Source organism: Bradyrhizobium sp. CCGUVB14 (assembly GCF_024199935.1).
GTDB lineage: Bacteria > Pseudomonadota > Alphaproteobacteria > Rhizobiales > Xanthobacteraceae > Bradyrhizobium.
Genome location: NZ_JANADS010000001.1, coordinates 2,894,197 through 2,915,770, shown reverse-complemented (window position 1 = coordinate 2,915,770; position 21,574 = coordinate 2,894,197). Strand labels below are relative to the sequence as shown.

At 55.7% G+C, this 21,574-nt stretch carries 13 protein-coding genes; 1 reads left to right on the top strand and 12 read right to left on the bottom strand.

Translation table 11 applies throughout. The features are described from left to right. Positions 1-137: 137 nt before the first annotated feature. The 12 genes from NLM32_RS13375 to NLM32_RS13320 all read right to left on the bottom strand — a co-directional run bounded on the left by NLM32_RS13375 (position 138) and on the right by NLM32_RS13320 (position 21,066). A complete protein-coding gene (locus NLM32_RS13375) occupies positions 138-1,529 on the bottom strand; it encodes a tetratricopeptide repeat protein (RefSeq protein WP_254129433.1) in 1,392 nt (463 codons plus the stop codon). A gap of 1,126 nt (positions 1,530-2,655) precedes the next feature. Continuing rightward, complete coding sequence (locus NLM32_RS13370; protein WP_254129432.1) at positions 2,656-4,455, bottom strand: hypothetical protein; 1,800 nt, start codon at positions 4,453-4,455, stop codon at positions 2,656-2,658. Between the two features lie 627 nt (positions 4,456-5,082). Next, complete coding sequence (locus tag NLM32_RS13365; RefSeq protein WP_254129431.1) at positions 5,083-5,895, bottom strand: trypsin-like serine protease; 813 nt, start codon at positions 5,893-5,895, stop codon at positions 5,083-5,085. 15 nt (positions 5,896-5,910) lie between these two features. After that, the gene (locus NLM32_RS13360; protein WP_254129430.1) at positions 5,911-6,954 is read right to left on the bottom strand and encodes a hypothetical protein; all 1,044 of its coding nucleotides are present in this window, start codon (positions 6,952-6,954) and stop codon (positions 5,911-5,913) included. A 674-nt stretch (positions 6,955-7,628) separates the two neighbouring features. Continuing rightward, entirely contained in the window at positions 7,629-9,380 is a 1,752-nt protein-coding gene (locus NLM32_RS13355; protein ID WP_254129429.1) for a DUF262 domain-containing protein, read from the bottom strand. A 162-nt stretch (positions 9,381-9,542) separates the two neighbouring features. Further along, a complete protein-coding gene (locus NLM32_RS13350; protein WP_254129428.1) occupies positions 9,543-12,110 on the bottom strand; it encodes a DUF3320 domain-containing protein in 2,568 nt (855 codons plus the stop codon). Beyond that, a protein-coding gene (locus tag NLM32_RS13345) for an IS630 family transposase (protein WP_254128247.1) occupies positions 12,091-13,033 on the bottom strand; the annotation gives its coding sequence in 2 pieces (ribosomal slippage) (positions 12,091-12,693 and positions 12,695-13,033; 942 coding nt in all). The genes NLM32_RS13350 and NLM32_RS13345 overlap by 20 nt, the downstream gene beginning before the upstream one ends. Positions 13,034-13,047: 14 nt before the next feature. Continuing rightward, complete coding sequence (locus tag NLM32_RS13340; protein WP_254129427.1) at positions 13,048-15,309, bottom strand: DUF4011 domain-containing protein; 2,262 nt, start codon at positions 15,307-15,309, stop codon at positions 13,048-13,050. Between the two features lie 536 nt (positions 15,310-15,845). Beyond that, complete coding sequence (locus NLM32_RS13335) at positions 15,846-17,255, bottom strand: DUF2130 domain-containing protein (RefSeq protein ID WP_254129426.1); 1,410 nt, start codon at positions 17,253-17,255, stop codon at positions 15,846-15,848. 395 nt (positions 17,256-17,650) lie between these two features. Continuing rightward, positions 17,651-18,778, bottom strand: a complete 1,128-nt coding sequence (locus tag NLM32_RS13330; RefSeq protein WP_254129425.1) for a hypothetical protein — start codon at positions 18,776-18,778, stop codon at positions 17,651-17,653. 123 nt (positions 18,779-18,901) lie between these two features. Then, positions 18,902-20,023 carry a DUF3800 domain-containing protein gene (locus tag NLM32_RS13325; protein WP_254129424.1) on the bottom strand — a complete coding sequence of 374 codons (1,122 nt, stop codon included), beginning with the start codon at positions 20,021-20,023 and terminating at the stop codon, positions 18,902-18,904. Between the two features lie 89 nt (positions 20,024-20,112). Continuing rightward, positions 20,113-21,066: a hypothetical protein gene (locus tag NLM32_RS13320; protein ID WP_254129423.1), complete on the bottom strand. Its 954-nt coding sequence runs from the start codon at positions 21,064-21,066 to the stop codon at positions 20,113-20,115. 171 nt (positions 21,067-21,237) lie between these two features. Here NLM32_RS13320 and NLM32_RS13315 point away from each other — a divergent pair, with 171 nt between their 5' ends. Continuing rightward, positions 21,238-21,423 carry a hypothetical protein gene (locus tag NLM32_RS13315; RefSeq protein ID WP_254129422.1) on the top strand — a complete coding sequence of 62 codons (186 nt, stop codon included), beginning with the start codon at positions 21,238-21,240 and terminating at the stop codon, positions 21,421-21,423. The last annotated feature ends 151 nt before the right edge of the window (positions 21,424-21,574 follow it).

Sequence of the window (21,574 nt, the reverse complement as noted above, 5' to 3'; positions counted from 1 at the left end):
CGAAACCGTAGATTGGGCCATGGTCGATACGTTGGCGCCCCTAACTCTGTATTCCTGCACTTGCTAGCAAGATCCGCCTTCAATTGCTTGGGCGGGGATCGCACAACGTTTGATCGTCTCAAGTCCACCACTTGGCTTCAATTCGGGGAGCGAGGAGGCCGTTTGGTGTCGTTCGCCCTTCGACCGTAGAGCATAGTGATATTGATTCTTCGGCTCCGATATTCGTTTCTAAACGACAGCGGCGCAGTTGCGTGAAACAGATCGGAGTTAAAAAAGACGGCGCGATTGGCCCGATAAGGAATGTAGATCGCCCTGGCTCCATTCTGTCGTAAAAACGCTGCTATCTCCGGTCCGTTCTTATTGTAGCTGTTATGGCTCCAACTGAGCGGCGCTTCGAGATCGTACACAACAAGACCACCTGACTTTCTGTCGAGGTTGGCGTCATCAGGAGTAATCCAGAAGTTTAGATTTACCGCAGCGAAATCCGCATGCGGATTTGTATTAGGTTGAAATGCTGAATACTTGAAACCCCATATTTGCAGCAGCCGATGTCTATCGCCAATCAAATTCGGGAAAAGACGGGGGAACTGGTCCGCCAGCTTCAAGAGAAGCGGAGAGACGAATCCTTCCCTGAAGAAGGCGCCAAGACGTCCGTGGGAATAATGATTGGCCAGCCAAACAGTCGACTCCAGGCAGAAATTTTGCAGTTCGGTTAGGACCTCATCAGACAAGAAGTTGTCAACCACGCATAACCCCAGCGGGCTATTCGAGTAGGCTCTCTCAACGTCGGATGGATTCCAGTCGCCCCAGAGCGGCGCGGATATCGTCTCGGAGCTTTTCCTGATATGCCAAATTCTGCCATAGGTATCGCCGATCAGCCGCTGCTCCTTATCGTCAAGTGCTCGCCGGCCGCGATCTCCCGAGATCAAAAGGGCATCGCGGACGAGCTTGTAATTGATCAGCATCGATTCAAAATCAATATTCGGCTTGCCGCTGCTCCGACGGAGGTATTCTATTTGCTCGATGTCATGCGTTAGCGTCTCCAGCTTGAGCATTGCTGGCGCAAGCTCATCTCGGCAAATTGGCTTGACCTCCGGCGCATATAGTGGCGCCCCTCGAGTGACTGCTCCACATATTTGCGCCCATCGCGCGGCTTGGTGAATAGCACCCACGTTCAAGGCTGCATCTATTGCCTCGTTCAGAGATTGGCGATCAAACAGACCTTCTTCGACTAAGTCATGCCATAGCGGCAATGCGCCTTGTTCTTGCCCGCTCTTGGTCATCAAAGATGCCAGGTTGACTTTTGCCAGCGTCAAGTTTGGGTCAAGCTCCAAAGCCCTTTGATAGCTATTCATGGCGCTCTGGCTGTTGCCCAAATGCTCATATGTCCAGCCAAGATTGTTGTGCGCCATCGAACACATGCCGTTGAGGGCAACAGCGCGGTTGAAGCAAGCCTCAGCCGACACAAAGTCTTTGTTCAACAAGAACGAGTGCCCCTGCTCAATCAATCCCGCCAAATCTGCGTCCATGACCCCACCATGCCGAAAGACTGCTCAGCCCAGTTTGGAAGTGCGCGTTCCTAAGCCCGGTCCGCGGAGCGAAAACCTCGTACTAGATATTCTGAAGTCGTCGTCATCGTCTGTGTCGTCGGTGCCTGTTCCGGTGCCTGTCCAAGTACCGGTGCCAGTGCCCGTGCCGGTGCCGGTGCCAGTGCCAGTGCCCGTCCCGGTCCCAGTCCCAGTCCCCGTCGGATCTGTGCCAGTATCCGTTCCCGTGGAATCGTCCGTTCCGGTCTGATCCCCGGTCGCGCTTCCGGTACCAGTTCCAGGCGTCCACCCCCCGGTGCCGGAGTTGTATCCGTCTCCCGAGCTACCAGGGACATACGGAGTAATGCTCAGCGAATAACCGCCCGAAAACTCTCCACCGGCGCCTCCGCCGTAGTCAGTTCCTAAGTCACCCATACCCGGAGAAAACGGGAGCAAGTCCCAGCCGCTTCCCAGAGGACCAGAGCCCAGTGAATTTGCCGGCAGTAAAGGCGAAGGTGCTGAAGGGCTCAATCCACCTCCTGTTGGCGCTTGCGGAAAGGCCTCTCGGTAGGCTGCGATGCTTCCCGGTAGCGTTGTTGCAAAAGAGCCTGCAGCGAGGGCCCCCTCGCTAATTGCTGTGCGCGCCCCCACCTTAAAGAAATCCTGGAACGCACCCCCAGCGCCCATCCCGAAATCTAAGATAGATCCCAACACTTCCTGCACAACAAAGGGATCCTTTTGTCCATTCGTCGAGTCCACGAAAGGTGCGCTTAACGCGATCAATAGTTGCGTTGACGGAGACGTAACAATTCCCATCAGTCCCGCGGCGTCTGCCAGTTGACGCGAGTCTTCTTCTTTGTAAGTCGCAATTGCAATGCCAGCCATGATCACTATTGGCAGCGCGGCGGAAGCTGCCAAACCGCCGGCGACAAGACCAGCCACCATGAGAGTCGATTCAGCCGTTAGTGCCGATACTTCGAAGCCGGCAGCAGCGTAACCCGCGTATGCAAAATACCCGCTACCAATGCCGAAAGCATCTCCTAGAGCGGCCAATCCCCAGTTGGTGACCGCTCTATGATGTTCCGTTTCCGCAGACATTGGTTATTCTCTCACCGCCGGAATCTGAATATCAGTTTAATGTGCCGCGAAGGCGCAAATGCAAAATCAAGCCCGTAACCCAGTTTATCGGGATAGGCGCATTCGCCTGAAAAAATGCTACCGCAGTCGGATCAAAGGCTATGGTCCATGCACCAAACGGATTGAGACCGCGGCACGCTGGGTCGTAGGAAAGAATGGGCTCTAAATCGCCACCGCCGCCACCCTGTATCCGAACGTTCGATAAGAAGACCTTGGGGCGAGAGTAGCTTCCCCCACCCTGCTTGGTTTGAGCGGGCGTCGTTATGGTTGCGTTAAGCCGAGCGAGCCGTATCGACTCATACTGTTGCGCAGCGCCAATCTGCTGAGGGGTCGGCTCCTGGCTCGGAGCGGGGGTTTGCCCGACCGCTACGGCTGGATTGGAGGGTGTATGAGGGAAGTTCGTTGTATATTGAAGTGGCGAGGCATCGTCTTGCGAGTGCTCAACCGACAGCCCGAGACCCACAACCCGAATATTCGATTGTCCGACCGCAATCGGCAAGCAGGTATTGGGTAATGTAAAGCTCACACTGCCTGTGGGAGTGGCCGTAGCGAAGGCCGCGTTCATATCCGCAGCGGATAACATGGTCGCGTTCCCAGGATGCCACGGCTGGTTCAAGGGGATCGATACTGTGAACTCACTTTCATACTGCGCGGCGGTCTCGAGCGTTCGGATCACCGCTCGATTCCAAAGAACCAGTGCATCAACGATATCAGGAGTACGCTGATTTCCCTGGGAAGGCACGATTTGATCGACCCAGGTCTTGACCGCCGCCGCTGTTTGGAAGAGCGGAATGTCCACCGCTATCGGTGTATCCAGCCCCACGGTTACTTGGTTTAAGCCCAACACTTGCTGGATGCCCTTAGACGCGCTGTACAGCTTGTAATATACGTCTGCCAGATCCTCCGTTAGCATCGAAAGCAATCGAAGGTAACGCTCAGCAAAGTTGGATGACGACCCAGGCTGTAACAGCCGAGTAAACTGAGCGAGCTGGGCGTCAGTTTGGATGTTGAATTGCTTCTCTAGCAAGCTCGTCAAGAAATTATCTTTTACTTCGGCTGCTCCAGCTTCTGTCGCATCGCCAGCTGCCTCGATTTGCTTTGCCTGGACTTCATAGTCCTGGAACCACACCTCAGCGTACTTTTGGCTCGCCCTGGCATTTGTAGTCTTCGCTATTTGCGCAAGGTCTGCCAAATTGGACTTTGCCAAGAAGTTGCGCTGGAGAGGCTTGAGCTTCAGAAAGGTGAGATATCCGATGCCGGCACTCACACCGGATATCTCATAGCGCTCCATGTCGTTTCTATAACGTAAACATCGATCGAGTAATACTCCCGCGCTCCGAAGCAAGATTTCGTACAACTGCGGTTCGTATTTGGAGACGTTGGGTTGGCCAGCCGCTTTCACGACAACGTCTGTCGTTCGACCATCAAAACCGGTGTCGAATGTTTTCAGCCAATCATGAATAGGGTCACCACCAGGGGCTGTAGCTCGTAATGACGTCTCAAGTAATTGCTTTGTCGACTTCCAGTCTTTTGGACGAACCTCGCCGAATAGATTTGCAGTCGGGTCCGGTTTCCCTAAAAGATGGTAATCCCCAAAAGACTCTTCGTGGATCGGACCATGTTCTTGGACTTTCTCAGGAGAGGAGTTCTTGTCGGGAGCCTTCTTAATCGGCGCCTCAGCTTTTGCGTCCTTGGTTCCGGGTGGGTTTGCCGCAGAGGCTGCCTCTGATCCCTCCAGCATCGCTACTGACGCAAGTGCTGCAATCCCTAGAAAGTCGCGTCTTTCCGTCATTTTCCCCTCACCTAATCGTATCGATTAAATGTGCGCGTCTCCGCTATCGTCTCTTATCCTTTTCAAAGGATGGTTGTGACCATTTCAGCTTCGCCGTTCAATCAAAGGACTCTTTCCTTTGATTACCGGGCGAATTTAGATGGGCTGGGTTAATACCAAAGCCGATTTCAAGAAGGCTAGAGGTCGCGCGACGACTTCCAAGCCGGCGCTACCCTCAAAGGTGAGAACGAAACCGCCGAGGCGATAGCTGCAACTAGCACCGCCATTGGGCCGATGTACAAACTGAGTTCGGTGGGCTTGGCTAGTTTGTGCCGCGCTGATGCAACTACTGCGGTAGCAGCGGATAGTTCCAGAAAAAGCGAAAATGCAGCATACCGAACGCCACCCATGGTACCCCCGGACCGTTAGATGACACTAGCGATGCAATCACAACGGGAGATTATTGTCAATCATCCGAGACTGAGTTTGGCGCCCGATCACCAACGACCTTCACCATCAGGCCATCAGGCGCCGATCGCTACCATTACCTAGCTCGTTGCAGCACGAATGAGCCCGAACGGCCTCGACAAGCCAACGCGGACGCGTCGCTCCAATAGGGAGCTCAACAACTGCTCGAATATTGCGCGACTAGTGGGAAGGGTTGGTGGTTTGAGCGATCCAATCATTGTATTCACTGACGCGCGTGTAGATGCCGTAAAATCTTGGCAGCGCACATCCTTTGCCTGCTGAAACGATTCCTATCAGCGTACCAACGGCTTCGCCTGTTTTAAAAACCAAAGGGCCTCCACTATCACCCTGACATGGGCCCCGTCCTCCGTCTTGTAGACCAGCGCATGCCATTCCGCCTGTGATAGTCTCTCCGGGGTACGACTGCTGACACGTCGCATTATCGACATACCGCACCTGCGTTTGCCTGAGAATCATCGATGGCTCCAAGCTGCCATCGCTCAAAGTTCCCCAGCCTGTGACCTCGAGGAGCTGGCCTGACCGAAAGGGCAGATTGCCGTTCTGCCGAGCGATAGGCGCTCCCTTTGCGTCCGTCTCGATCATCACAAGCGCGATATCATCTTTGACGGCATAACCGGCAGCGTCATCGTTATAACGTGGGTGCGGCACGATCCGAACCACGTTCACCCAGGCGCCTTCAGTCTTGAAGTTCGTAACCCCCGTTTTAACCTGGGCGCGCGCATGCCCGCCATCTCGGCCAAAACAATGGGCAGCGGTGAGAACCCACCGCTTGTCGATAATCGCGCCGCCACACAGCACTGAGTCTCCATTCGCCAGGCTTACGTTGAGCGCGGCTTGCCAGGGGTGATGGGCGACGTCAGTTGGAGTGCCTCCGACTATAAAGCCGCCGAACGACTTAATACTTTCGCTAATCGCACGCATGGGCAGGAGACAGAGGAGTAGCCCGAGAAAGACTGCCGCGCGCTGCCTCACGAAATTCTTCCCGATTTAGGGTGGAGCGAGGAGACTATTTCCGGTGATCACCAAAGCCTTCTTTCCAGAGGTTTTTCCCCCGGATTGGCCAGACGAACTCGCGGCACTCTCAGTCGTTGCTTCCAAGACGAATAAAGTGAAGTCCGAGAAAGCTTCGGCGTCCATCGTATAAAGTGTGTGCCCATTTGGGCTCCCGAGGTAAAGTGCACCGTCGGGAATGTTATGATCGTATCCCAACCACCCGGGTACCAAGCGTTCATTGACCTCAAGTTGAACCTCGGAGGGCTCCTTGCCTTTTACACTAGGATTGGACGGCGGAGCACATATCACGCAGCTGGGCCTCGTCAGAAACGCAGGATCAGCGTTGACGTATTGTTTGTTTCCCGACGATTTGTGACCACGCGCATCACATCCCTTTTTGACGTACTTCTTTGCTCCGGCACCTTCTTGGCCGGCGTTCCCGCCTCCTATTACGACGTTGAATGTCGTTCCGTCAGCCGTCGTTACGCTTCCACTACCAACCTGATTTCCAGAGCCGCCGCCTGAACCCGGCGCTTTTTCGACAACATTGTACTCGCAGAGAAGCGCCTGAAGATCGCCACGAACGGCAAAGCGGTACAGCGCGCGAAGGCGGCGAAGCTTGTCGCCATCAGTTATAGGATCAAGTGTCCAACTCTGATTCCATTGATCGGAAGCAGAGATCGTTGCACTTTGGCTCGCCCTCGTAGCGGCAAAGGTACCGGTACTTACAGTCGATGTCGCAGCCGCAACCGTTCTCGCAACGGCTGTCGTGGTCGTCGATGCGGCGTTGAAAGGATCCGTGAACGATGGAGTAACAGAGTTCTGGGTAGTAACCGTGCCCGCGGCGAAATCGACCTGAGATGGTATGGCGTATTGATTGTCGATCGTTCTGCCGAGATTGGAGACTATCTGCTTGGAGACGAGGCTGTTGACGGTCGATGCTAAGTCCAATGCGTTTAAATTCAGCTGAGTGCTCGCACACCCAATCAGACAAAGACAAAAGACGACCACCAGCGGCCGAACGAGAACTCGTGCCACGACAACATCCTAATAATACTAGCAATACAACCTCGAATAGCAAACAAAATAACGTCCCGAATGTAAAGCGATTTGATTTCTATTTCAGAAGGACCCCCAGCTCTAGCAAGCCGCTAGCGCTACCGGGAAGCGGACCGCGTTGTCGTCGGCCGGCCTAACAAGATAAATCGCCGCGCATTGACGCCAGGTCGGTCAAGGCAGCTGAAGAGCTATCCGTCCATCTAAGAGACAACGTCAGACCAACTTCTACAATTCTTGTGTACCAATGCAGCTCACGCGACAAAGTATTCAGGACAACGGTGAGAGCATATTTCGTCGATTGACGTGATGGCAACCGCGACAATTTCAGTTATTCGGCGCCTGGCCGCAGCTTGGTACGCTTTGCGATGCGCGGACGCCAAATTCGTCACTCATTCGAACCGATGATGGAGAATGTAGATCCAACAGTCATGCATGATGCGCACTTTCCACTTTGGGCTGAATCCAGCACCGCACTGATAAGGTTTTGTTAGAAACCTTATCAGTGATTCAACTGACTCCGTTTGCGACCAAACCTTATCAGTTACCGTGGTGACTCCGTTTGTGTAATCTCCTTACCAATCCGTTTGCGACCAATTCACCGGAAGCGCAAAGTAATACCCCTGCGGATGCTGCTCCGGATGCATACCGGTCGCCTAACGCTCCGTACTTGCCGCCCGCACAGTACTGAGTTCTGCCTGGGCAGGACCAAGATAAAGTTGCCAGTGCTTGCAAAGCACCCCCACCAAGCGCTTCTGCCGCTCAACCAGAAAATCAGGTTTCCACTCGTTTTGGGCGCGCGCCTCATTGGTTAAGATAAACGGTGAGGCCTTTCCTTTGCCCGTAAAATACACATCCTTCTTGGTCCCGAAATTGTAGTTGCTGGCTGATGGATTCTTGCGGATGTGCAGCGGCACGAGATTAGCCAGTCGGTGGGTCCAGGATTCACGCTCCTTCTCGTCGGGAAACCACTTCATCCATTCTGACTCGCTCGGCGGCGTCTGCGGTAGCACATGTTCCAAGGACAGATGTTCGAAAGTCTGCTTTTTGCTGCCGTCGCTGGACAGGGCTTCAAGCCGCAGCACCAAAGCCATTCGCGCCTTCGGCAGGCGCCGATAGATGTCGCCATCCAGCGCATCGATAAATTCCTGCTGCTGGGTCGGCGTTAGAAGCAATGTATTAAGCGAAGCAGCATCGCCTTTGAAGGACACGGACTCGATTTCGCGGGTAAGTGTTGCGAAAGTCTCGATGCGTTCGTTAATGCCAACGCGCGTAATGAGAAGAAAGTAAGTGAGTCGTTCAAGCGCTTTGAAGAATTCGTTCAACAGCGCCGGCTTGTTGCGGAACTTCTTAAAATATAGAATTGCTGGAGGCACCCAATCCTTGAAGTCAACTCGGTTCAACCATGACAAGGAGTCGTTTATCTGCTCGGCCAGCTCGGTGGCCTCAAAATCCGCTTCTCGGATGAAGTCCCACACTTCGGCAAACGGAGTGATGATGCTGTCGATCAGTTCGATCGGAGACTTGTATTCTGTTACGCTGTCCTGAAACTCTTTGACGAGCGTCGCCCGCTGCTTCTGCTTTGTATAGACAGTTCGAATGTACCCGAACAAATCGCCGAAGGCATCTCTGCCTAACTTACTTTCGAGATGACTCCAGATTTTTGCATAAGCACGGCTCTTGGGCTCGCCAGCGATTCTCCTGATATTTCCAAGGATGTTCGCCTTGAGGATATCAATAGGAGCAAGGTCAAGCCCGCGATTGTTCAGAACTGAAAAGATCCGATACGCCGCTTCAAGATCGGGAGTAGAGATAACGACCAACGAGCAGTCGTTGGCCAAAAACCTCCAGAGCCCATCGCGATCTGTCAGTGTCAGCTTCGCGATCTTCTCCATAAGAAACGTCGCGTTCTCACGGTAGCGCAGCCGGCTGTCCTCGAGTTTTTCGGTGCTTCCGATCAATTGCTCGATCCCGCCTGGCTCCTGTATGAACATCCGAAAAAATGCAGCGTCTTCTTCACGGGCAAGCAGGCGATACTCATTCCTTTCCCCGAGACTCACTTTCCCCTTCTTGTAAAGAAAATCGGTGATGTCATCAGCCGCTTCAGGCATTGCCGATCGCAAGGCGGCGAACAACATGGTGAGTGTACTGAGACGTTGCTGTCCATCAACAACCGATGATTTCGGTTCGCGGTCGCTCTTGATGAGAACTATGCTGCCTAGGAAATATTGGCTCGTGGCAGGAGAGGCTCTGGCTTCCTGCATTGCCAAAACAAGATCGTTGAATAGCTCTTCGGTCTGCTCGGTTGTCCAGGCATAAGGCCGCTGGTAGTCCGGAATCTCGAATTGATAACTACCTTCAAAAATCTCACGAATTAACTTGTCGTGCGCTTCAAGTGTTTTTGCCATTGACCTTGCCCCTAGCCTTACCCGTGCGGGTTGGCCCGAAATCCTTGTTGCATGCAATCACCATCTATCCGATTCTTCTCACATGGAGCATTCGGCTAGTACAAGGGCACTGCTATGCCCCCCACGACAGCCATTACGGCTCTATTAGCGGGGTGACGCCGCTCAAGTGAGACCTTCGGCTAGTCGCGCTTGCAAATCCGCCCCCACCCGCTTGAAACCAAGTAGCCGAGCCACCGTTCTGATAAGCTCTTCGTCTTCACCGCCGCCGTTATCTTCACGGGCTATCTTGCAGGCGGCTTGTATTTCAAGAATCGAGATGCATGCAGCCTTAAGAGTTGCACCGCTTTCCGCAGAGCGGTCGCGAACTGGAGGCGCATCCGACTGACTTCGCGTGTACCAAAATATACCATCGGTAAGTAGATCGGCGCTGCCCGTTCGGGCGACCGACAAAGCTGTTTCAGTCGCAGTCAATATTCGCGATCCCGCCTTTTCCTTGCCGAAGCAAGAGGCCACGCGCCTAGCGATTTCTTCCACATGGATCGGTCCTTCGGCGTCCACGATCCTTCGAGCCAAATTCGCCAACGTGGAAACGGGTGCCTCATGCGGCTCGTGCGAACTGCTGACCCGAAACACCGCCCGCCGATATGGAGGCATCTGTCGAACAACGACCTCGGGAACTAAAATCGGCTCAGCTTCCACTTCGATTGGTTCTGTCGAGCGCGCCTGATTCGCTCCGTCAACTTGCAGTCCCTGATCAGACCTATCTCGCGCGTCCGAAAGCGCCGTGCGCAGTCGTTCTATCTCAAAGTGGCGATTATAGAACCAGTCGGTACTCCAAATTCGATGAAACCGCCAACCGAGGTGCTCAAGCACATCCTGACGTAGACGGTCCCGTTCCCTGGCCCAAAGAGCGCTGTGATACGTCGCACCATCACACTCGACGGCGAGGATGTAGCTACCCGGCCTATCAGGATGACGAATACCCAGATCGATTCGGAAACCTGCAGATCCGACCTGCGCGTCCGCGAGGAAGCCGTACCCCCGGACAACGTCAGCAACATCTTCCTCGAAAGGCGAATCTGCGTCGAGGCCCGTTGGCGAGTCTACGTCCAAGCGACCATTCTTCGCAAAATCAAGAAAGCGCTTAAGGATCCGCGGGCCTTCTCGCGAGGTGCGATTCAAGTCAATATCGCCGGGATCGAAAGATGCAAACACCTCGCAGCGGATTCGAGCACGGGTGAACAGTACATTGAGCCGTCGTTCGCCGCCTTCGCCGTTAACCGGGCCGAACGACATGCTGGTCAACCGTCCGCCGGCGATAGCGGGGCCATAGCCAACACTAACAAGAATGACGTCGCGCTCGTCGCCCTGCACGTTCTCGATGTTTTTGACGAACAGATCTTCCGATTGCCCTTCGCGCAGAAATTGATCTAGCGTGGTGTCTTGGCGACGACGGAGCTCAAGTAGCTCCGTGATGAGATTTCGCTGCGCAAACGAAAACGTGACCACTCCGAGGGAGTGTGATGGGTTTGCTCTCGCGTGCTGCGCTATTCGATCAACGATGGACTCGCCTTCTTTGCGGTTGTCTCGCTTTCCCCCCTTATCGTAAACGCCATCGACCCGGGTAAAGCACAGGCCGTAAGCCGGATCTTTCTGTAGGGGTGAAGGCGGCAGAACAAGATCACTGTCATAGAACTCTCGGTTCGAAACCTCGATAAGCGACGGATCACGTGATCGGTAATGCCATTTCAGCATTCTACCGGCGAGGCCGCGTGCCTCGCAAAGAGTGAGGATACTCTCCATACTGCCGATTGTTGCCGCGCCTTCCAGCAAGTCCGGCCCGACATATTCATCGTCGCCTTCCTTGTCATCCTCTTCGTCCGCCAATACCCGATCGAAGAAGGAAGATGGCGGAAGCTGCTTTTTATCACCCACCACCACGATTTGCGAAGCGCGTGCGATCGCCCCAAGCGCGTCCTCTGGGCGGACTTGCGAGGCCTCATCGATAACCAGAAGGTCAAACGAGACCGTACCCGGGGGCAAGTATTGAGCGACAGATATTGGGCTCATCAACAAGACGGGTTTGATACGTTGTATTGCCGTGCCGGCCTTTTCAACCAATCGTCGCAGTGCCATATGGCCGCGCTTTTTCCCAATCTCACCACGAATGACTTTCATCTCCCCCATGGCGCCTTGCGGCACCTGGTTGAGGTGGCCGGCTAGGATCGTAGTTACATTGTCCTTGAGCTGCTGACGCTCTAGCGCCGCGAAGGTGTCAACCAGATCCTGTCGCCTTTCCAGGCCAATGCCACGAAGGTCGGGGTTCTGCTCAAGAGCGATCTTCCAAAGGCGTTCGGCACGGGCATAGCGCAGCTCGATTGCTGCGGCAGCTCCATCGATCTCCCCAGACCGCATCCGCTCTTCAAGCTCGGACAATCCGGCTGATACGAGCGCCTGGCGACGCCGGGCCAGTTGGGTCCACGACGCATATCGATCAGTCGAGGCGGCCATAGCGCGGAAGCGCGCCGCGACAGCGTCGAGGTCGGTGTGCTCAAGACCTAAATCACCGAAACTGGTAAGATCAAGATCGAGCAGTTTCACGATGGCTTGCAACGACGAGCGTGCAGTTTGCGCCGCCTCCCGCAATGCCCGTAGCATCGCAGCGAGGGCATCAACTTGAGCAGCTAGAGCATTTTCCGCTTGATGTGGATCAGGCCCCGTATCCTGCATGTCGAAAGTAGTTGTCGCACTGGTCGGGCGCAAATGTCTTCATGAGCTTGCCGATCAGTTTCATGAGCGCCTTGACGGTGCGTGCCGCGCCCTTGCGCAGCGCGGTCTTCAGCTTCGAGAATGCCATTTCGATCGGGTTGAGATCGGGCGAGTAGGCCGGCAAATAGCGCACCTTGGCGCCGACCGCTTCGATCGCCTGGCGAACGCCGTCGATCTTGTGGGTACGCAGATTGTCCATGAAGACGATGTCTCTTTTGCGCAGCGTCGGCGCGAGGATCTGCTCGACATAAGCGAGGAATGACGGCCCGTCCATCGCCCCGTCGAAGACATACGGCGCCGTCAAGCCATCGATGCGCAGCGCGGCAACGAGTGTCAGCGTCTTCCAGTGGCCGTGCGGCACGCTCGCAACGAGACGCTCGCCACGCGGTGAGCGGCCGTAATGCCGTACCATCTTCGTCGTGACCGCCGTCTCGTCGATGAACACGAGGCGCGGCGCTTCAAGCTTGGATTGCTCGGCCTTCAGCTCGGCGCGCGCGGCAGCGACATCGGAGCGATCCTGTTCAGCGGCGTGCAGAGTTTTTTTTGAACGTGATGTCGTGGCGTTCGTAGAAGCGCCAGACCGATGTCGTCCCGACTTTCAGCCGCTTCTCGGACTTGAGCCGCGCGCGAATCTCTTCGAGTGTCAAGTCCGGCTCCGCGGCGATGAGATTGAGCAGCCACTGGCGATGCGCCTCGAGCGGAGAGCGGCTCTGGCCCGTGCCGGGCAATGCCGCCACACTGCCCGTCCTCGTCCAGCGCTCGATCCAGCGGATCGCGGTCGAGGCGCTGAGACCGAGCACGCGCGCGGCTTCCCGTCTGCTCTCGCCGTCTTCGACAAGTGCCACCGCACGCACTCTCAGGTCTTTCGAATATCCCTTCGCCATCGCTCGCCCCGTCGTTAAAGCCAGAGCAATCGAATCTGATTTGCGCGACCGAGGGAATCCCCTGTACCCTTCCGATTCACATAAAGTGGAAACCGCTCTAGTGCGATAGATTTTTCCGAAGGCACAGAAATTGGAGCTTTAGAAAGCCTCTCACACCATTCGACGATGGTAACCAATTTCCCAAAGTCGGATTTTTCTCCGCGCCAGACATCGCCGAGAATACGACCGCAATATTCTCGATCGTCTTCCCATTCTGATCTCAGCGAGGTCACCGCGGTCAACTGGTCGATCCGCGCAACTCTCTCGGTCGCGGTTTTAGGTAAGCCTCCACGCAATAGGCCGGCAAGTTCTCGTGATGCCCCTCGATAGCGGCCACCCCAGCGGATAAAAAATGAAGGGATCCCCGCAGCCAGCGGAGGGCGTAGATGGCTAGAAGAAACGCTGAAGGCGGCTTCAACAAATATTTCTGACGCCTGATCGAGCGCTTGCCGCCACGCCATGCCGGCTCGCAAAGCTTGGTGAAGGCGGGAAATGTCCGGTGCGTCGAGCACCTTCTGCGCAATATCGGTCGCGTTAGGGGGCAATCCTTCGAGCCGCCCTAGTACATCGGCCAAGGGAGCAACAGCATCGAGGGCTGCGGTATTTGGCAACGCAAGCGCGTCGAAGGGCACGCGCAATGACGTTGCAAGCGAAGTCGCCGCGTTTTGAGCTTCAGTCAGCGTAGTCATCAGTCGAGCTAGATCCACCGGCTGCAGGTGAAGGTTGCCCGTGCCCTCGAAGGGATGAGAGGTTGCTCGTCCCTCTTCCGCGAGGAGCGCGCCATATTCTTCGATCGTCGTTAGCAAATCGATCTCTTGCTGCCGCGACATCGAATTCAAGCTTTCGACCTCTAGATTTGGGGGCGAGATGCCTTTCCCGATAAACTGGGATTGCCGGCCAAGTACGCTGTAGGCTGTCTCTCCTGTAGCTCCGATTGGGCGATGTAGCGCTTCCGCAATACTGTTCAGTCGATCACGGCTTTCTCTCAAGGCCGTTGGCGCCCCCGGCACCCCGGGCACGACGCTAGCCTGCGATAAGGTGCGCGCCAGTTCGCCAAGGACAGCCTTCTTATTTGCGCTTCTCGAATGCAGCTCAAGGCACACATCACGTAGCCCGACCTTCACCAGCCGATCGTTCACCACAGAGAGCGCGGCCATCTTTTCGGCAAGAAATAGGACTCGCTTACCCTCCTTGGCCGCAGCCGCGATAATGTTCGTAATTGTTTGAGATTTGCCTGTTCCGGGCGGCCCCTGAACGACAAGATTACGTCCCGACCGAACTTCCTCGATCACCTTAGCTTGCGACGCATCCGCATCCACCACGTGGAAAAGCTTTTCAGGCGGCAGGACCGCGTCCAGTTTATCGTCTGAGGCAAATAGGGGCTCCTCGCGTTCAAAGCCCTCGTAGAGCAGACCACGAGTCAGCGCATGGTTCGCCAGTGCGTCGTCGGGCCACGCCTCGATGGCCAGATCACGATACATCAGCAGCTTGCTGAAACTGAAGAATCCCAACTGAATGGCGTCGGGGTCAAGTTTCCAGCGCTCCCGCGAGTTAGTCACTAGTTGCACTTCAGTAAAATAGTCGGAGGGGTTCCAGTCCTCTTCAATTTCAAGCTCGGGAAGCTCAATTCCGAAATCGTCCCTCAACCGCTGTTGCAGCGGTAGATTCGTGAGAGCGTCTTCGTCTCGCACTCGCAGGTCGAAAGTCGAGGTCCTCGCGTTGCGTACGAGTTCGACGGGAAGGAGAACGAGCGGTGCTTCGCGGGGTAAGCTCGACGCCTTATCCTCATACCAGGTCAGAAAGCCCATCGCGAGGTACAGGACATTAACGCCGGATTCCTCTTCCGCAGTTTGGGCTTCCCGCGCTATCTTCAGCAGCTTTTTTTGCAATGCATCAGGGCCGAGCCGCGTTTCAAGCCATGAATCGGTGCGGCGATCTTCTTCGGACCCTTGCTGGATACCGTCAGCGAGGATGACTTCGCGGCTATCCTCGACTTTGTCTTTCCCGAGCGCGAAAAAACGCATGGTCTTGCCACCGGAAAGCAAGGCATGAACATCATCGGAATGCTCGTTCACGATGTTCAGTACGTTACCGCGCGTGTTAGCGCGATTGACATGAACAAGGCGATTACGGGTCCCTGTCTCGACCAGCCTGCGCCGCGTATCATCAAACAGCCTTGTTACAGCTGATCGAGCTTCCTGATCCTCGCCTTTCGGCCGCGTGCCGACACTCGCCAATCTAACTGCTCCCCTGCGAGCACTCTGGAACTTGATCTGGCGCGTTAGGGCTCATCTCCGCCGCGCCGTACATTTTGAGCTGGTCAGAATGGCATTCTGCAGATGCTGTGCCCACCATGCCCCGTCCTGACCCAGTTCCTCTTCTGGTTGTGAATGACTATAGCCAGAAATGAGGCGCGTCATCTCCCTTCCGCGAGTATTAGACCAAAGGCGACTGTGGATAGGTTCTCAAGGCTTCCATCCGGGATGCTACGGATGTTTATGCTCGAGCTATCCAAGGCGTTTGGAAATTCATGACATCGCTACATCTGCCCCAATGGATCTAGCGCCGGGGCAGACTGAGCGATGGTGCAAGCTTCACGCGAAGCCCTTCGCTGAACCTTTTGCCGCGTCCAGATTGATTGGAGATCACGACGGCCTACCAACGACGCCGTGCTGATGTTGCGCCAACGGCGCGCTGATACCCAGCTCCCTGAACGCCAACAGGACAGCACGTTAACACCGCGCAGCGGGCCTATTGCGGTCTAAACGGCCATTTATTCCGCAGCTTCAACTGTCGTAGCTTTAAGCTCCGCGAACTTCGCCGCCATCGTCGGATTTCCGCGCGTCAGCTTTTTGATCGTCACGTCCTGGGCCTTGTCGTTCGCGAGGCGCAGGTTGCGGTCCGCACCGATCAGCGCGTCCTTCGTCTTCTGCAGATGGTCGATGGATTTGTCGATCTCATTGATCGCCGTCTGGAAGTGTCGGGAGGCGAGATCGTAATTCTTGGCAAAACCGTTCTTGAACGTCTCAAGCTGGCTTTCAAACTGTGTGATGTCGATATTTTGCGCCTTAACGAGCGCCAGCTCCGTCTTGTATTTTAAAGAGTTTGTAGCCGCGTTCCGCAGAAGCGTAATCATCGGCAGAAAGAATTGAGGTCGGACGACGTACATTTTCGGATAGCGGTGGAAAACGTCGACGATACCCGCATTATAAAGTTCGCTGTCGGGCTCGAGCAGTGAGACCAAGACGGCATACTCGCAACCCTTCTCGCTGCGATCCCGGTCGAGTTCTTTGAGGAAGTCCTCGTTCCTGCTCTTCGTGGCAGTTCTATCGCTCTCGTTCTTCATCTCAAACATGATGGAGATGATCTCGGTGCCGGCGTCATCCGTGTCCCGAAAGATGTAGTCGCCCTTGCTGCCAGTCCGCGCGTCGTTGTCCTTCTCGAAATACGCTTGCGGAAAGGCCATCGAGCGCACCCGGTTGAACTCGGTCTCGCAGTGCTGTTCGAGGGTTTCGCCAACCATCTTGGTCGAGAGCCTGGCCTTCATATCCTTCAGGCGCTCGATCGCGTCATCGCGATCCTTGATCTGCGTTTCGTACTTGTCCTTGAGCGACTGTTCAGCGAGCTGCTTTTCGAGATGGACTTGCTTAATGCCATTCTTCAGCTCATCCCTTTCCTTTTCAATGGCGCCCACCGCTTCGGTAACGGCAAGCTTCTTCTCAAGCTCAACACCTTGAAGTTTGGCCTTCAGCTCTCGGATTTCCCCCTCTTTAGCAGCAGAGACTTTGTGCAGTTCGCTGGCCAAAAGCGCCTGAGCGAGCTCTGACGAAGCTATCTTCTCGCGTTCAGCCTGAGCGAGCGCGTTCGCGAGCGTGTCTCGCTCTTTCTCCACTGCGCCGAGAGCTTCGGTGACGGCAAGCTTTTGATTGACCGCGCTCGCCTCAAGCTTGGACTTCAGTTCCTGGATTTCGGCGTCCTTGGCGGCCCCGGTCTTCTGCATATCGCTGCTAACTGTTGCCTTGGCCAATTCCACAGCGGTCCGTTTATCACGCTCGGCCAACTCCAGCCGCTCGTGCAGTTGTTTCTCAAAATCGCCGTCACGGACCTGCTTCAGAATCTCGGCATAGCCGGACTCGTCAACCTTGAAAGCCTTGTCACAGTGGGGACAGATGATCTCGTGCATGTTTCCTGACAGAAAGGCTGGTGCAGTTGCTGTTGAAGCCTCGGGTAACCTGGCCCGACCCTGTCGGTCGGCTTTCGGCGAATTATGAGAACAAAATTAGAACAAACCAATTTGGCCGGTCAAGCTGCGCGCAACGCTTCCGGGCAATTTCAGTCAAAAATCCCCAGATTTTCCAACGTGGTGAGGCTAGATGGCGGGAACCCGCGAGCGAAATGGGCGAAATAGAAGGGTCCGCCCTCGCTAAATTTCTCAGTCGCGCGCGCTACGGTTGCTTGAGTTCAAGAACCTTGGCAGGCAGCTTCGATTGATCAGCGATTTCGAATTTGCAGCCTACTCCAAAGATCCTCGGCGCACTTCCTGCCGGCCGATCGCCGGCAGGGGCGAATGCGGCGGCGTCAACCAATGCCCAGCATTTTGGCGATCAAAACCCCGATTCCGGAGGCTATCAGATTGCCAGTCGCGCCTTCCGCAACGGTCTTGATTGTCTGGAGCGCCGTGCGAATCTTGGACTGGGACGGGACGGAGCTCGCGGCCTCAATCTCAAGCACGGCTATTGGCTCTGCGATGGCCGCCTGCTGCTCTTGCGGCAGAGCCGCCAAGCTCGCCCGTATCTGATTGATTAACCCGGTGAGTTGCTCGCCAGATACGTCCGACACGATGTTGACCGAGTTGTCGGTCGAGTTCACGTTCATTCTCGAATTCGGACCGTGAAAATTGGCAATGATGGTCTGCGGCGACGCGGCTGGTGCATCGCTTCGACGGACCTTGACCTGATAAGTTGGAGGGATCGCTCCTGCAATTCCACTGTGGTAGCCTGGATCAGACACAACGAAGTCTTCGACAAGGCCGTTTGGCAATTGCCTGAGAAGATGATCCCCGACTTCAATCGGAAATTCCGTGACGAAGGTCGTGATCTGTCCCGAGGTGACCGCTGCCGGAATGTCCATCTTTAAGACAGTTCCGTCCTTCTTAACGAGCGTGACCTTATCCTTCATCAAACTCTGAAGCGACATATCGGCTCCCCCCACATTCAATTGCAGATCGCAGTAAATTCGGCGTAGTCCCTCGACGCGCGCCTCAATGTCTTCGGTCTGACAACCCCGCCATTGGCCCATATCGTGTTCGGGCGGAAATTCGATCCCGTTGCCACGCAGGATACGGTCTTTCTCGATGGCGGTTCTGCGGATTCGTGCCACGAACTGGCCGACGATCGATTGAGCCTCGGTCAAAGCTCTCTGCCGAACTTCCAACGAATACTTCTTCAGTTCCTCTTCGAGTCCGTCGAAGATCAAGCCGATTTTCTTTCGCAGGTAGCGCTGTATCGTATCCCAATAGACGCTGTGCGCCGAGCCGGAGAATTTGATGCCTCCGTAACAGATTGGCTTGCCGTTGAAGCTCTCGATCATGACCGGCTGCTGGCCGCCAATCGCGTGCCACTTGAAAAACCATTCGTTCTGCATTCGCAGATGTTCATCGCTCAGCGAAGCGGACAGGCGCAATCCGATCGGGGTCAAATGACTCATCACCATACACTTAGCAGAAAACATGGCTTTCCATCTAGGGGTGACCAAGACCGGCAGACATCACGAGCAAACGTGCAGGCATAAGCGGGCCGGGTCACGCGGCTATCGCGGCTTCACCGGTCGCTATGGGCCGCCGTCTTCGAAGCGCAGGAATAGATCCAGCTTGTCGAGGTCGTGCATGCTGGAGACATGATGCAGGAAGGCGATGTTGGCGTCGTGCGAAGCGGCAAGGAGATCGCGAAGCAGCTCCGAGTTCTGGAGGGCGGAGCCGGTCAGATTCGCCCGATCCGCAGCCACCTCGTCGCGTGGTGTTTCCGTGAAATAGCTATGCATCTTGCCCAACACCCCAACGACGATGTCTGCGAGCTGGATGCCGGGCTCGGCCTTGGAGTCCGCAAAGCGAAAATGCCTGACCGGTACGCCGCCGCTGGTAAGGGGGGTCTTCAGAAAGTGGTCCTGAATTGACTCCTCCATATCCAGGACATGTGTGGAATGTTTGAATATGGCAATGCGGCCCATGTAGAACGTGCTGAAGTCGTCAATCAGCATATGGGGCGGGTAGCCTTCAATAAAGTTGAGGCTTTCCAGCCTCCGTCCGGCCTTCAGAACGTTTTTCAGCACGATTGCATTCTGAGCAGGTAGCGCAGCGCCATAGTAATCCAGCAGGGCGATCAGCTCATCCAGGAACGGCCTCCGGCTTTCGGGTGCCAGGCCGGGATAGCGGTAGCGATAGAAGAGGACAATCGTGGCCGGGAGATCACTTCTCAGGATCGCGGCCAGGTCGCTTTTCAGCAGCGCGTGGTAGTGGATGAGCGCGGGATCGCGGAGTTCGGGCAAAATTGAATCGACGATGTCGACAATCGACCAATAGAGCGGATCAAGTTCATGATAATGAATCATCAGGCCGCTGTCGGTGATCCAGCGCAAGAACGTGGTCAGCTTGGCAGAGCGCAATAGCTCCAAAAAGCCGCCCTTCGCGACGTGCTCGAGCTTGATTTCGCTGGCCGTCTTTTGAATGCGCATGGCCGCGCGCAAAGGCTGAATGTCTATGGGCCTCGGCGCACCGTTGTGCACCACACCGCCGAGGATGAAGACCTTTAACTCGGCGACGTTCAAGCCTTGAGCGGCGACATGCAGCTTGCGGATATTGTTGGTCTCATCGTGATAAAACGTATAGCTCTCGTCGACCTTGGCGAGGCCATACATCCGCATTTGTGAGTCCCTGAACTCATCGATATCAACCAAAGAGCGTCCCCCGAGTGTCAGCCACTTCCGACCATATAAAATGAACCTCGCTTCGGTCGTAGCCGGACGGGTGAGATTTGCAGACCCGGCTACGACTTCGCGGAGGTGCGGTCGTCGAGCGCAATGTCGATGAGATGGTGGGCCGCGATGAAATGCAGATAGTCTGAGGTCGCGCTGCCCCGTGCTGCTATTCCGACGAATCCGGCGAAGTAGTTTCCCGGCGAGCCTCCGACATAAAAGATCGGCCCTCCGCTCAAGCCGTCCGCATCAAATGGCTTATCTCGCTGCATCTTGACCCGGTGCAAGTGCGGCGAATTTGTTCCTCCGTCATAGACGCCCGGCACCTCCAAGGACCGCGCCTGAAGGCGTGACGCCTCGTAGTCGATGAGCTGACGCTCGGTCGGATACCCGAAGATCATAAAGGGAAGCCGGACGCTGCCCGTGGGCCAGATGCGTTCCTCTTCGAGCGGAAAGAATTCGCTGGTCAGGTTCGGTGCCGGATAGTTTTCAAGGAAAAATTCAAACACGACAAAATCGACGCTATCATCGTCCTCGTCGCCGCGCACGATGGCCGGCCACCGCATGGTTGAGGCCGACATGATCCGATTTTCATGCGAAAGGCGAATGGCGATTTGATCCGGCCTGCAATCGCCAATCTGGTGGCGGCAGCAGAAGAGGAAGTGGCGGCCGGCAATCTTCACTGCTGCGCCGCTGCCGCGGAAGTTGTAGGGGAATTGCTCGTCTCCTGTCAGCACGAATATATGCTTGCAGAATTTATGGAGCGCGTTCTCCAGGGTCATCGAATCACGCCAGATCGTACCGATCTGGACACTCAGCGCGTTGGTCAGCCCGAGAAGATTTTTCACCACGGCCATGTCCGTCTCGCATGATGTGCGCGTTCGCGCGATGATCTGTTCTGTCGAACCTAAGGCATATCGCGAAAACGGCAACAGATCCGCGCAACCGGCGCGCAGCTCGGTTCGCGTCAGGCGCATCAGCCCGGTCATCATCAAGTACTCGCATTCCTCCATCGTTTCGATCACACCAACCCCGTCCTTTTTTCGGCCAGGTCGCACCGTTCGTCGGCTGGATGGCTGCAAGTGCTGCGCACTCCTCCTCTTCGTTCCAGTCGCAGGCGATGCATCCGCCGTCTCCGGTGCAGGGGCCTCCGCCAGAAGGCCGCGATTGGCGCGGTCAAAACGACGGAGGAAACCATGCAAGTATTGTCGATCGCCGAACTGATGCGCCTGACGGGAACGGAGCTGTGCGGTCTTCTGGCGGAAGCCGAACACATCGTGCGTAGTCACGCCGCCACCGCGCCCAAGCAAAGCCGGGCGCGAGCAAACATCGCCGCGATCCGCATGGCGCTGATGCGCCGGCGTTCCGGCCCCGCGCCCTGAGGGAGGGGCCAGCCGGGCAAAAGCGGTCAAATTGCCAGGAAAACCGCAACAATCGCGGTCCCAGCTGCGGTTCCACCCATTTGCGCTCCTCGGGTCAAATGCTTTTCTTGTTGCATAAATGATCGTATTTCGTGCATAAAGCGGAACGAGA